General features: G+C 65.7%; 10 protein-coding genes. 9 read left to right on the top strand and 1 reads right to left on the bottom strand.

The features are described from left to right. Positions 1 to 94 precede the first annotated feature (94 nt). From DIE03_RS21940 to DIE03_RS21910, 6 genes are all read left to right on the top strand, one after another. Entirely contained in the window at positions 95 to 1,312 is a 1,218-nt protein-coding gene (locus tag DIE03_RS21940; protein ID WP_124453944.1) for a nitrate/nitrite transporter, read from the top strand. 364 nt (positions 1,313 to 1,676) lie between these two features. After that, positions 1,677 to 2,822 (top strand): glutamine-hydrolyzing carbamoyl-phosphate synthase small subunit, encoded by a 1,146-nt coding sequence (carA, locus tag DIE03_RS21930; RefSeq protein ID WP_124453942.1) that lies wholly within the window; start codon positions 1,677 to 1,679, stop codon positions 2,820 to 2,822. Positions 2,823 to 2,858: 36 nt separating this feature from the next. Then, a complete protein-coding gene (leuE, locus tag DIE03_RS21925) occupies positions 2,859 to 3,518 on the top strand; it encodes a leucine efflux protein LeuE (RefSeq protein WP_124453940.1) in 660 nt (219 codons plus the stop codon). A gap of 49 nt (positions 3,519 to 3,567) precedes the next feature. Next, positions 3,568 to 6,822: a carbamoyl-phosphate synthase large subunit gene (carB, locus tag DIE03_RS21920; protein WP_124453938.1), complete on the top strand. Its 3,255-nt coding sequence runs from the start codon at positions 3,568 to 3,570 to the stop codon at positions 6,820 to 6,822. A 118-nt stretch (positions 6,823 to 6,940) separates the two neighbouring features. After that, a complete protein-coding gene (greA, locus tag DIE03_RS21915; protein WP_021163362.1) occupies positions 6,941 to 7,417 on the top strand; it encodes a transcription elongation factor GreA in 477 nt (158 codons plus the stop codon). Between the two features lie 14 nt (positions 7,418 to 7,431). After that, positions 7,432 to 7,890, top strand: coding sequence for a DUF4149 domain-containing protein (locus DIE03_RS21910; protein ID WP_021163361.1), 459 nt, complete (start codon positions 7,432 to 7,434; stop codon positions 7,888 to 7,890). Between the two features lie 48 nt (positions 7,891 to 7,938). On the opposite strand, the gene DIE03_RS21905 is transcribed toward DIE03_RS21910, so the two are convergent. Continuing rightward, positions 7,939 to 8,466: a YhbY family RNA-binding protein gene (locus tag DIE03_RS21905; RefSeq protein WP_124453936.1), complete on the bottom strand. Its 528-nt coding sequence runs from the start codon at positions 8,464 to 8,466 to the stop codon at positions 7,939 to 7,941. A gap of 193 nt (positions 8,467 to 8,659) precedes the next feature. Between DIE03_RS21905 and DIE03_RS21900 the strand changes: the two genes are divergently transcribed. From DIE03_RS21900 to folP, 3 genes are all read left to right on the top strand, one after another. After that, entirely contained in the window at positions 8,660 to 9,322 is a 663-nt protein-coding gene (locus DIE03_RS21900) for an RlmE family RNA methyltransferase (protein ID WP_124453935.1), read from the top strand. Positions 9,323 to 9,488: 166 nt separating this feature from the next. Beyond that, complete coding sequence (gene ftsH, locus DIE03_RS21895) at positions 9,489 to 11,387, top strand: ATP-dependent zinc metalloprotease FtsH (RefSeq protein WP_124453934.1); 1,899 nt, start codon at positions 9,489 to 9,491, stop codon at positions 11,385 to 11,387. Between the two features lie 28 nt (positions 11,388 to 11,415). Then, entirely contained in the window at positions 11,416 to 12,357 is a 942-nt protein-coding gene (folP, locus tag DIE03_RS21890; protein ID WP_124453932.1) for a dihydropteroate synthase, read from the top strand. Positions 12,358 to 12,380: the final 23 nt, after the last annotated feature.

Below are 12,380 nucleotides of genomic sequence, written 5' to 3'. Positions count from 1 at the left end.
TGCGACGAAACGCCGTCACCGAGGTGACGGCGTTTTCGTTTGTGCGCGGCGCGGGGGCGCTGCTTCGGGTGTGTTCATGTGGCAAGGGGAAGCAATGTCGTCGGTGCAGGTGAGGGTGCTCGCGCTGTTCTCGGTCGGGTATTTCGTGTCGTATGTGTTTCGCGGCGTCAATCTGGGCTTCGCGCCGTTCGTCACGCACGAACTCGGGTTGTCGGCCGCCGATCTCGGCCTGCTGACCAGCCTCTATTTCCTTGGCTTCGCGGGTGCGCAGATCCCGGCCGGCGTGATGCTCGACCATTTCGGCCCGCGGCGCGTGACGGCCGGCATGCTGCTGTTCGCGGCGGCCGGTGCGGCCGTGTTCGGCGCCGCCCACAGTCTCGGCACGATGATGGCCGGCCGGCTGCTGATCGGCGTCGGCGTGTCGGTCTGTCTCGGCGCGGCGTTCAAGGCGCTCGCGCAGCATTTCCCGGTCGGCCGGCTGCCGCTCGTCAACGGCCTCGTGATGGCCGTGGGCGGCCTCGGCGGCGTAATGGTCGGCTCGCCGCTGACCTGGCTGCTCGGCTGGACGAGCTGGCGTGCGATCTGTTTCGGTCTCGCGGTATTGACGGTGGCCGTCGCGGCGTCGATCGGCTTCGGCGCGCCCGAAGCGACGCAGGCGCGCCACCAGGGCGGGCTCGTCAGCCAGTTCAAGGGCACGTGGCACATCCTGGGCAGCCGTGCGTTCTGGAAGATATCGTCGTTCTCCGTCGTCACGCAGGGCGTGTTCTATGCAATGCAGTCGCTGTGGGTCGGACCGTACCTGCGCGATGTCGCCGGATTCGATGCGCCGCATGCCGCGCGCCTCGTGTCGGTGCTCGGCTTCGCGATGATGGCCGGCTGCGTCGGCTTCGGCGCGGCGGCGCGCGTGCTCGAGCGGCGCGGCATATCCGTCTACGCATTCTGCGGCGTCGGGATGGCGCTGTTCGTCGCGACGCAGGTCGTGATCGTCGCGGGCGTGCCGCTGCCGCCGGCCGTGCTGTGGGCGGCATACGGGATGTTCGGCGGCGTCGGCATCCTGACCTACGCGGTGATGGCCGGGCACTTTCCCGCCCACCTGATCGGGCGCGCGAATACGACACTCACGCTCGTGATCTTCCTGCTGATCTTCGCGTTCCAGATCGGTGTCGGCGCGGTGCTGTCGCACTGGCCCGCGGTCGACGGCCGTTATCCGGCTGCCGCGCACTTCACTGCATGGGGCGTGCTGCTCGCGCTGCAGCTCGCGAGCGCGGTCTGGTACGTGTGGCCTGCGCGCGGCGCTGGCCAAGCGCACTGATCCGGCGGTACGCTGATAGATAGGCGGCTGCGGAAACGGGGCCGCAGCACGCCGCGCCGCGCTTCCGGGGGCGGCGAGCGTACGATCGGACGGCCATATCGATTGAAGATAGGGCCATTTTCAGGCTATAATTTGAAAGTTTGTGCTGATCAACCTCGCACCCTAGCGCCTACCTCATTCATCCCGTTCATCCGCCGCACGCCGCCTGCCGGGCGATGCCGCGAAGCCTCGTGCGCCACGCGCCGGGTTCGCGACTCGACAACGCAGGCCGCGTCCAGCAAGCGACCGCGCGCGCCCACGCAGCGCGGCGCTCGCGCGGCAGGGTAAACAGGTCGGCAGCTGGGTGTTCCCCAAGGAGCCTCCCGTGTTGCCGTCTTTTTCTCCCGCCTTGCTTGCACTCGCCGACGGCACGGTCTTTCGTGGTTATTCGATCGGGGCCGAAGGCCACACGATCGGCGAAGTCGTGTTCAATACCGCGATCACCGGCTATCAGGAAATCCTGACTGACCCGAGCTACTCGCGCCAGATCGTCACGCTCACCTATCCGCATATCGGCAACGTCGGCGTCAACGCCGAAGACGTCGAAGCCACGAAAGTCCATGCCGCCGGCCTGATCATCCGTGATCTGCCCACGCTCGCGTCGAATTTCCGCATGGATCGCACGCTCGGCGATTACCTGCGCGACGAAGGCGTCGTCGCGATCGCCGGCATCGATACCCGCAAGCTGACCCGCATCCTGCGCGACAAGGGCGCGCAGAGCGGCTGCATCCTGGCCGGCTCGGACGACGAGGCGAAGGCGATCGAGCTCGCGCGCTCGTTCGCGGGCCTCGCGGGCATGGACCTCGCGAAGGTCGTGTCGACCACCAAGCCGTTCGAGTGGAAGCAGACCGAATGGCGCCTCGAAGGCGGCTACGGCATGCAGGAAGCGCCGAAGTACCGCGTCGTCGCGTACGATTTCGGCGTCAAGTACAACATCCTGCGCATGCTCGCGGAGCGTGGCTGCCACGTGACGGTGCTGCCGGCACAGGCGAGCGCGGAAGATGCGCTCGCGCTGAATCCGGACGGCGTCTTCCTGTCGAACGGCCCGGGCGACCCGGAGCCGTGCGACTACGCGATCGCGGCCACGAAGCAGTTCATCGAGCGCGGCGTGCCGACCTTCGGCATCTGCCTCGGCCACCAGATCATGGGCCTCGCGGTCGGCGCGAAGACGCTGAAGATGAAGACGGGCCACCACGGCGCGAACCATCCGGTGAAGGATCTCGGCGACGGTCGCGTGGTGATCACGTCGCAGAACCACGGCTTCGCGGTCGACGCCGATTCGCTGCCGGCCAACGCGCGCGTGACGCACGTGTCGCTGTTCGACGGCACGCTGCAGGGCTTCGAGCTGACCGACAAGCCGGCATTCTGCTTCCAGGGCCACCCGGAAGCGTCGCCCGGCCCGCACGACATCGGCTACCTGTTCGACCGTTTCACCGCGCTGATGGACGCGGCGAAGCAGCGCAACGCTTAAGTCACTGACGCAACCGAAGGACGGGAGATTCACATCATGTTCGGCCACGCACTCGGCATCACGGATATCTGGACCTACGTGTTCGGCGTGATCTTCATCATCCTGCTGCCGGGGCCGAACTCGATGTACGTGCTGTCGCTCGCGGCGCAGCGCGGCGTGAAGGCCGGCTATCGCGCGGCCTGCGGCGTGTTCGTCGGCGATACGGTGCTGATGGTGCTGTCCGCCGCGGGCGTCGCGTCGCTGCTGAAGGCGAACCCGCTGCTGTTCTCCGTCGTCAAGTACGGCGGCGCCGCGTACCTGCTGTACATCGGCACCGGGATGCTGCGCGGCGCGTGGCAGAAGCTGCGCGCGCGCGGCGATGCGCCGGTCGATGCGCCGCAGGCGGTCGACGGCGAGCGGCCGTTCCGCAAGGCGCTGATCGTGAGCCTGCTGAATCCGAAAGCGATCCTGTTCTTCATCTCGTTCTTCATCCAGTTCGTCGACCCGGCATTCCCGCATCCCGCGCTGTCGTTCGTCGTGCTCGGGGCGATCGCGCAATGCGCGAGCTTCCTGTACCTGAGCACGCTGATCTTCGCGGGCGCGCGGCTCGCCGAGCATTTCCGCCGCCGCCGCAAGCTTGCGGCAGGCGCGGCGAGCAGCGTGGGCGGCCTGTTCATCGGTTTCTCGGTGAAGCTGGCGCTCGCGACCATGAGCTGAGCGCTGCCGGCCGACCCACGACAACGATTACTTATTGAATTCACAAGCCATGCCAAAACGCACAGACATCAAGAGCATCCTCATCATCGGCGCCGGCCCGATCATCATCGGCCAGGCGTGCGAGTTCGACTATTCGGGCGCGCAGGCTTGCAAGGCGTTGCGTGAGGAGGGCTACAAGGTCGTTCTCGTCAACAGCAACCCGGCGACGATCATGACCGACCCGAACACGGCCGACGTGACCTACATCGAGCCGATCACGTGGGAAGTCGTCGCGCGCATCATCGAGAAGGAGCGCCCGGACGCGATCCTGCCGACGATGGGCGGCCAGACCGCGCTGAACTGCGCGCTCGACCTGCACCACCACGGCGTGCTCGAGAAGTTCGGCGTCGAGCTGATCGGCGCGTCGCCGGAAGCGATCGACAAGGCGGAAGACCGCCAGAAGTTCAAGGACGCGATGACCAAGATCGGTCTCGGTTCCGCGAAGTCGGGCGTCGCGCACTCGATGGAAGAGGCGACCCAGGTGCACGCCGAGATCATGGCGCTCACCGGCGGCAGCGGCTACCCGGTCGTGATCCGCCCGTCGTTCACGCTCGGCGGCTCGGGCGGTGGCATCGCATACAACCGCGAAGAGTTCGAAGAGATCTGCAAGCGCGGTCTCGACCTGTCGCCCACGCGCGAACTGCTGATCGAAGAATCGCTGCTCGGCTGGAAGGAATACGAGATGGAAGTCGTGCGCGACCGCGCCGACAACTGCATCATCGTCTGCTCGATCGAAAACCTCGACCCGATGGGCGTGCACACCGGCGACTCGATCACGGTCGCGCCGGCGCAGACGCTCACCGACAAGGAATACCAGATCCTGCGTAACGCATCGCTCGCGGTGCTGCGCGAAATCGGCGTCGACACGGGCGGCTCGAACGTGCAGTTCTCGATCAACCCGAAGGACGGCCGCATGGTCGTCATCGAGATGAACCCGCGCGTGTCGCGTTCGTCGGCGCTCGCCTCGAAGGCGACGGGCTTCCCGATCGCGAAGGTCGCCGCGAAGCTGGCGGTCGGCTATACGCTCGACGAGCTGAAGAACGAAATCACCGGCGGCCAGACGCCGGCATCGTTCGAGCCGACGATCGACTATGTCGTCACGAAGATCCCGCGTTTCGCGTTCGAGAAGTTCCGTGAAGCGGATTCGCGCCTGACGACGCAGATGAAGTCGGTCGGCGAAGTGATGGCAATCGGCCGCACGTTCCAGGAATCGTTCCAGAAGGCGCTGCGCGGCCTCGAAGTCGGTGTCGACGGTCTCGACGAGAAGTCGACCAACCGCGACGAGATCGCGATCGAGATCCACGAGCCGGGCCCGGACCGCATCTGGTACGTCGGCGATGCATTCCGCATCGGCATGACGGCCGAGGAAATCTTCGCGGAAACCGCGATCGACCCGTGGTTCCTCGAGCAGATCGAGCAGATCATCCTGAAGGAAAAGGCGCTCGCGGGCCGCACGCTCGCATCGCTGACATTCGACGAGCTGCGCTACCTGAAGCAGAGCGGCTTCTCCGACCGCCGCCTCGCGAAGCTGCTCGGCGCGACGCCGGAAGACGTCCGCCGCCGCCGCGTGGAACTGAACGTGCGCCCGGTCTACAAGCGCGTCGACACCTGTGCGGCCGAGTTCGCGACGAAAACGGCCTACATGTACTCGACCTACGAGGAAGAGTGCGAGGCGCAGCCGACCACCAATAAGAAGATCATGGTGCTGGGCGGCGGCCCGAACCGGATCGGCCAGGGTATCGAGTTCGACTACTGCTGCGTGCACGCGGCGCTCGCGATGCGCGAGGACGGCTACGAAACGATCATGGTCAACTGCAACCCGGAAACGGTGTCGACCGACTATGACACGTCCGACCGCCTGTACTTCGAGCCGCTGACGCTCGAAGACGTGCTCGAGATCGTCGACAAGGAAAAGCCGGTCGGCGTGATCGTCCAGTACGGCGGCCAGACGCCGCTGAAGCTCGCGCTCGACCTCGAGGCGCACGGCGTGCCGATCGTCGGCACGTCGCCGGACATGATCGACGCGGCCGAAGACCGCGAACGCTTCCAGAAGCTGCTGCAGGATCTCGGCCTGCGCCAGCCGCCGAACCGCACCGCACGCGCCGAAGACGAGGCGCTCGCGCTCGCCGACGAAATCGGCTACCCGCTCGTCGTGCGCCCGTCGTACGTGCTGGGCGGCCGCGCGATGGAAATCGTCCACGAGCCGCGCGACCTCGAGCGCTACATGCGCGAGGCCGTGAAGGTGTCGAACGATTCGCCGGTGCTGCTCGACCGCTTCCTGAACGACGCGATCGAATGCGACGTCGACTGCATCTGCGACGGCGAAGCCGTGTTCATCGGCGGCGTGATGGAGCACATCGAGCAGGCGGGCGTCCACTCGGGCGACTCGGCATGCTCACTGCCGCCGTACTCGCTGTCGAAGGAAACCGTGGCCGAGCTGAAGCGCCAGACGGGCGCGATGGCGAAGGCGCTGAACGTGGTCGGCCTGATGAACGTGCAGTTCGCGATCCAGCAGGTGCCGCAGGCGGACGGTTCGAAGCAGGACATCATCTACGTGCTGGAAGTGAACCCGCGTGCGTCGCGCACGGTGCCGTACGTGTCGAAGGCGACCAGCCTGCCGCTCGCGAAGATCGCGGCGCGCGCGATGGTCGGCCAGAAGCTTGCGCAGCAGGGCGTGACGAAGGAAGTCGAGCCGCCGTACTTCAGCGTGAAGGAAGCCGTGTTCCCGTTCGTCAAGTTCCCGACCGTCGATCCGGTCCTCGGGCCTGAAATGCGTTCGACCGGCGAAGTGATGGGTGTCGGCCAGACGTTCGGCGAAGCGCTGTTCAAGTCGCAGCTCGCGGCCGGCTCGCGCCTGCCGGAGTCGGGCACGGTGCTGCTGACCGTGATGGACGCAGATAAGCCGAAGGCCGTCGAAGTCGCGCGCATGCTGCACGACCTCGGCTACCCGATCGTCGCGACCAAGGGCACGGCTGCCGCGATCGAAGCGGCCGGCGTGCCGGTGAAGGTTGTGAACAAGGTGAAGGACGGCCGTCCGCACATCGTCGACATGATCAAGAACGGCGAGATTGCCCTCGTGTTCACGACGGTCGACGAGACGCGCCAGGCGATCGCCGATTCGCGTTCGATCCGCATGAGCGCGCAGGCGCACAAGGTCACGTACTACACGACGATGTCGGGCGCGCGCGCGGCCGTCGAAGGCTTGCGCTACCTGAAGGATCTGGAAGTCTATGATTTACAAGGTCTTCACGCTCGCCTAAACTAAGCAGTCAGTTACCTGTCGAAGCAACACGTGCCGCGATTAGGCGGTGTTTCCAGTGCATCGGAAGCGCGCTTAATCGCGGTGATTTTTTTTATAGCCGTTTTTAGCGATTGAGCCGTTTATGAGCACCATTCCGTTGACAAAGCGTGGCGCAGAGCAACTGCGCGATGAATTGCAGCGCCTCAAGTCCGTCGAGCGGCCGGCCGTGATCAACGCGATCGCGGAGGCCCGCGCACAGGGCGACCTGTCCGAAAACGCCGAATACGATGCCGCGAAGGAAAAGCAGGGCTTCATCGAGGGTCGTATCGCGGAAATCGAATCGAAGCTGTCGGCCGCGCAGGTCATCGATCCGACCGTGCTCGATGCCGAGGGCCGCGTGGTCTTCGCATCGACGGTCGAACTCGAGGATCTCGAGTCGGGCGATACCGTCAAGTACCAGATCGTCGGCGACGACGAAGCCGATATCGATCACGGCCTGATCTCGGTCAGCTCGCCGATCGCGCGCGCACTGATCGGCAAGTCCGAAGGCGACGTCGCGGCCGTGCAGGCGCCGAGCGGCGTGCGCGAGTACGAAATCATCTCGGTCAGCTACATCTGAAGCGGGGCGACGTGATGCCGCATCGCGTGTTCCGTCTGCTGTCGGCCGTGTGGGTCGGCAGCCTGCTGACGATCGGGTATGCGGTCGCGCCCGTGTTGTTCAAGACGCTGGAGCGGATGACGGCCGGTTCGGTCGCCGCCCAGCTGTTCCGTATCGAGGCGATCCTCGGTGTCGTGTGCGGCGTGCTGCTGCTCGCGTTGTCGAACCAGCAGGTGCGGCGCGGCAGCAGCGAATATCGCCGCGTGCGCTGGGTCGTGGCCGCGATGGTCGTGTGCGTGCTGGTCGGGTATTTCGCGCTGCAGCCGTTCATGAACGCGCTGCGGGTGGCCGCGATGGATGCGGGCACCGATATCGCGAACTCGCCGTATGCAAGCCGCTTCGGGATGCTGCACGGCGTCTCGAGCGTGTTCTACCTCGTCGAGAGCGTGCTGGGGCTGATGCTGATCTGGCGTCTGCCGGCACGCGACGCCTGAGCGCCGCGCGGGCAGGGCGGCACGGGATGCTCCGTGCCGCATGCGTGCTTACTTGTCCTGGAACGGCCGCTTGGTGCTGGCCTGGCGCTTTTTCGCACGCTTCACGTTGCCGCCGGCCGTCACGCGCTCGTTGCCGCGCACCGTGACCTTGACCGGTCGCGGGCGGCGCACGGGGCTCGCGTTCGGCGACACCTTGACGACCTTGACGGTGCGCGGTGCGCGGCCTTTCTTGTCGTCGACGGCTTCGGCCGCGCTCGGCAGCGCGCCGGCACGACGGCCGCGGGCCGGGGCCGCTGCGGCGGCTTCGGGCTTCCAGATCACCAGCAGCTTGCCGATGTGCTGGATCGGCGCCGCGCTCAGGCGGTCGCAGATCTCGTCGTAGATCGCGATGCGCTCGTCGCGCTCGTCGCCGAACACGCGGATCTTGATCAGCTGGTGCGCGTCGAGGTGCACCTTGATTTCTTTCAGCACGGCGTCGGTCAGCCCTTCGGCGCCGATCAGCACGACGGGCTTGAGCGCATGGGCCTGGGAGCGCAGCGCGGAGCGCTCGGCGGGAGAAAGCGAAAGGGCGGGCATGGAAATGTCGAAATCTAAATAAGGGCGCGCTGACTGAATGGCGATCGCGGGAAGTTACCGCGTCAGCCGTGCGCCGAAACCACGTAAAATCGCGGCTTGGGCCTGAAAAGGGGCCGCAGCCGCGCGAAGAAGACGCGTATTATCCGCTAAAAGCGCGGCTTCACGAAGCAATTGGCAGCAATCTCTCTCTCGAATGGCAAAAAACCGCTTCAACCAGCACTGGCTGCACGACCACATCAACGACCCGTACGTCAAAATGGCGCAGCGGGAGGGCTATCGCGCGCGTGCCGCGTACAAGCTGAAGGAAATCGACGAACAGGACAAGCTGATCCGTCCGGGCCAGGTGATCGTCGACCTCGGCGCGACGCCGGGCAGCTGGAGCCAGTATGCCCGCAACAAGCTCGCGCAGGGCAAGAAGCGTGACGCGGAGCGCGAAGGCGGCATCGACGGCACGATCGTGGCGCTCGACATCCTGCCGATGGAGCCGATCGCCGACGTCCACTTCCTCCAGGGCGACTTCCGCGAGGACAGCGTCCTTCACCAGCTCGAAGAAGTGCTCGAAGGGCGCTCGGTGGACCTTGTTATTTCCGACATGGCCCCCAACCTCTCCGGCGTGGCCTCGGCGGACGCGGCGCGCATCGAGCATCTGTGCGATCTGGCGCTCGAATTCGCGCAGAATCATCTGAAGCCTGACGGTGCGCTGCTCGTGAAGTGCTTTCACGGCAGCGGCTACAGCCAGATCGTCGAGAAATTCAAACAGCAGTTTAAGACCGTCGCGCCGCGCAAGCCGAAGGCGTCCCGCGACAAATCGTCCGAAACGTTCATTTTGGGTCGGCATCTGAAGCATCCGCGGTGACGCGGAGCGGGATGCCGCAAACGGGCTCCGGCCCTTGCCAGACAAGCGAAGCGCTATCGCGGCGGTTGTCAATGCTTATGGCGAGGGTGGTCGGACTGGATTAGAATGACCGAGGGGCGCCGCAAGGAAAATGTAGGCGCTCGTCTACGAGTGAAGGAGTGGTGCTTTGAACAACAATATGTTTTCGAAGGCAGCGGTGTGGCTGGTGATCGCACTGGTGCTGTTTACGGTGTTCAAGCAGTTCGACAAGCCCCGCGTCCAGGAAGGCGTGTCCTATTCGCAGTTCATGGACGACGCCAAGAACGGCAAGGTCAAGAACGTCATCGTTCAGGGGCGGAACCTCACCGTCACTCCGGCTGATGGCCAGAAATACCAGATCGTGTCGCCCGGCGACATCTGGATGGTCGGCGACCTGATGAAGTATGGCGTGCAGGTCAGCGGCAAGGCCGACGACGAGCCGAACGCGCTGATGTCCGCGCTGTACTACCTCGGGCCGACGATCCTGATCATCGTGTTCTGGTTCTACATGATGAGGCAGATGCAGGGGGGCGGCAAAGGCGGCGCGTTCTCGTTCGGCAAGTCGCGCGCGCGGTTGATCGACGAGAACAACAACGCGGTGAACTTCTCCGACGTCGCGGGCTGCGACGAAGCGAAGGAAGAAGTGTCCGAGCTCGTCGACTTCCTGCGCGATCCGCAGAAATTCCAGAAGCTGGGCGGTCGCATTCCGCGCGGCGTGCTGCTCGTCGGCCCTCCGGGTACCGGCAAGACGCTGCTGGCCCGCGCGATCGCGGGTGAAGCGAAGGTACCGTTCTTCAGCATCTCGGGTTCGGACTTCGTCGAAATGTTCGTCGGTGTCGGTGCGGCCCGTGTGCGCGACATGTTCGAGCAGGCGAAGAAGCACGCACCGTGCATCGTGTTCATCGACGAAATCGACGCGGTCGGTCGTCATCGCGGCGCCGGCATGGGCGGCGGCAACGACGAGCGCGAACAGACGCTGAACCAGATGCTCGTCGAGATGGACGGCTTCGAGGCGAACTCGGGCGTGATCGTGATCGCTGCAACCAACCGTTCCGACGTGCTCGACAAGGCGCTGCTGCGTCCGGGCCGTTTCGACCGCCAGGTCTATGTCGGCCTGCCGGACATCCGCGGTCGCGAGCAGATCATGCGCGTGCACCTGCGCAAGGTGCCGATCGCGAACGACGTCGATGCGGCAGTCATCGCACGCGGCACGCCGGGCTTCTCGGGCGCCGATCTCGCGAACCTCGTGAACGAAGCTGCGCTGTTCGCGGCCCGTCGCGGCAAGCGCATCGTCGAGATGCAGGATTTCGAGGACGCGAAGGACAAGATCTTCATGGGTCCGGAGCGCAAGTCGGCCGTGATCCGCGAGGAAGCGAAGCGTGCGACCGCGTATCACGAGTCGGGCCACGCGGTGATCGCGAAGCTGCTGCCGAAGGCCGACCCCGTGCACAAGGTCACGATCATTCCGCGCGGCCGTGCGCTGGGTGTCACGTGGCAGTTGCCGGAGCATGACAACGAGACGTACTCGAAGGACTACCTGATGGACCGCCTCGCGATCCTGTTCGGTGGCCGCGTGGCGGAAGAGTTGTTCATGAACCTCGTCAGCACCGGTGCATCGGACGACTTCAACAAGGCAACGCAGACCGCACGTGCGATGGTCGCGCGTTTCGGCATGACCGATGCACTCGGACCGATGGTCTACGTCGACGACGAGAACGATGCATCGCCGTTCGGCCGTGGCTTCACGCGCACGATCTCGGAAGCGACGCAGCAGAAGGTCGACTCGGAAATCCGCCGCGTGCTCGACGAACAGTACGGGCTTGCGCGCCGCCTGCTCGAAGAGAACCGCGACAAGGTCGAAGCGATGACGGCCGCACTGATGGAGTGGGAGACGATCGACGCCGATCAGATCAACGACATCATGGAAGGCCGTCCGCCGCGCTCGCCGAAGAGCTCGCCGGCTGTCGGCGGCGATTCGTCGGGCGGCGGCAGCAGCGCCGAGGTCAAGCCCGCTACCGCGCCGGCACCGGCTTCGCCGGCGGCATAACCTCCGCTTTAGCATCGTTCACGGGCTGGTGTGGCTTCACACCGGCCCGTTTTGCATTCATCTACGCCAGTTGCTCGTGTCCGATTCCGCAGTTTCCCCGTTCATTCCCGCGCCACTCCAGTGCGGCCGTTTCGAGCTGACGTTCGAACGCCCGCTCGTGATGGGCATCCTCAACGCCACGCCCGATTCGTTCTCCGACGGCGGCCGCTTCCTCGCGCGCGACGATGCGCTGCGCCAGGCCGAGCGGATGATTGCCGAAGGCGCGGACCTGCTCGACATCGGCGGTGAGTCGACGCGCCCCGGCGCGCCGCCCGTGCCGCTCGACGAAGAGCTCGCGCGCGTGATCCCGCTCGTCGAGGCCCTGCGGCCGCTGAACGTGCCGCTGTCGATCGACACCTACAAGCCGGCCGTGATGCGCGCGGCACTGGCCGCCGGCGCGGACCTGATCAACGACATCTGGGGGTTTCGCCAGCCGGGTGCGATCGACGCCGTGCGCGAGGGCAACAGCGGGCTATGCGCGATGCACATGCTCGGCGAGCCGCAGACGATGCAGGTCGGCGAACCCGATTACGGCGACGTCGTGACCGACGTACGCGACTTTCTTGCCGCGCGTGCACAGGCGCTGCGCGACGCGGGCATTGCGCCGGAGCGGATTTGCGTCGATCCCGGCTTCGGGTTCGGCAAGGCGGTCGTCGACGACAACTATGCGCTGCTGGCCGCGTTGCCGGACACGGCGCCGGCGCGGCCCGACGGGCGTGCCTATCCGATACTCGCGGGCATGTCGCGCAAGTCGATGCTCGGCGCGGTGATCGGCGGCAAGCCGCCGATGGAGCGCGTCGCGGCGAGCGTGGCGGCCGCGTTGTGCGCGGTCGAGCGCGGCGCCGCGATCGTGCGCGTGCACGACGTCGCGGCGACGGTCGATGCGCTGAAAATATGGAATGCCGTGCGCGAAGCCGCGCGGCAACGATAAGTCAGAAGACGAAGGAGGAAGGA

The organism is Burkholderia sp. Bp8992 (assembly GCF_003853705.1).
Taxonomy (GTDB): Bacteria; Pseudomonadota; Gammaproteobacteria; order Burkholderiales; family Burkholderiaceae; genus Burkholderia.
Note: the sequence above shows the minus strand (reverse complement) of the source record. Positions and strands in the feature narration are given on the sequence as shown.

Excerpts from the sequence above, each read along its gene's own strand:
- DIE03_RS21940 (WP_124453944.1), top strand. The coding sequence starts at position 95 with ATGTCGTCGGTGCAGGTGAGGGTGCTCGCGCTGTTCTCGGTCGGGTAT.
- leuE (WP_124453940.1), top strand. The coding sequence starts at position 2,859 with ATGTTCGGCCACGCACTCGGCATCACGGATATCTGGACCTACGTGTTC.
- carB (WP_124453938.1), top strand. The coding sequence starts at position 3,568 with ATGCCAAAACGCACAGACATCAAGAGCATCCTCATCATCGGCGCCGGC.
- greA (WP_021163362.1), top strand. The coding sequence starts at position 6,941 with ATGAGCACCATTCCGTTGACAAAGCGTGGCGCAGAGCAACTGCGCGAT.
- DIE03_RS21910 (WP_021163361.1), top strand. The coding sequence starts at position 7,432 with ATGCCGCATCGCGTGTTCCGTCTGCTGTCGGCCGTGTGGGTCGGCAGC.
- DIE03_RS21905 (WP_124453936.1), bottom strand. The coding sequence starts at position 8,466 with ATGCCCGCCCTTTCGCTTTCTCCCGCCGAGCGCTCCGCGCTGCGCTCC.
- DIE03_RS21900 (WP_124453935.1), top strand. The coding sequence starts at position 8,660 with ATGGCAAAAAACCGCTTCAACCAGCACTGGCTGCACGACCACATCAAC.